Source organism: Bradyrhizobium sp. NBAIM08 (genome assembly GCF_020193935.1).
In the GTDB taxonomy this organism is placed as follows: Bacteria; Pseudomonadota; Alphaproteobacteria; order Rhizobiales; family Xanthobacteraceae; genus Bradyrhizobium; species Bradyrhizobium yuanmingense.
In genome coordinates this window covers 1-441 of the sequence record NZ_JADYVR010000424.1, presented here as the reverse complement: position 1 = coordinate 441, position 441 = coordinate 1, and the positions used below count along the sequence as shown (strand labels likewise).

General features: G+C 71.0%; 1 protein-coding gene. It reads left to right on the top strand.

Going from position 1 to position 441, the window contains the following annotated elements; genetic code table 11:
* On the top strand, window positions 1-441 hold a 441-nt coding region (locus I6F37_RS40230), incomplete at both ends, for a hypothetical protein (protein ID WP_225154414.1).

Sequence of the window (441 nt, the reverse complement as noted above, 5' to 3'; positions counted from 1 at the left end):
CGCCATCGACGAGGCGCGCCCCGGCTTCACGTGCTCGGCCGAGATCACGACGGCGACCCGGCAGAGCGTGGCCACGGTGCCGATCCAGGCGATGGCGGTCCGCGAGCTGATTTACGACGCGGCCGGCAAGATCGTGCGCGAACCGCGCGACGAGAAGTCGAAGAAGAAGCGCAGCGCCCCGGCAGCCAGCGCCGGGAGCGGGGGCGCGAGCGGGTCGCCGGGCTCGGCGTCGTCAGCCCCGCTCGCCGAGCTCAAGCCCGGGCAGAAGCGCAAGGAAACGGAAGGCGTGTTCGTCTACCGCGGCGGCTTCGCCGAGTTCGTGCCGGTCAAGACGGGCATCGCGGGCGACCGGTACTTCGAGGTCCTCTCCGGGCTGAAGGACGGCGACCAGGTCATCACCGGGCCGTTCAACTCGGTCCGCAACCTGAAGGACGGTGACGC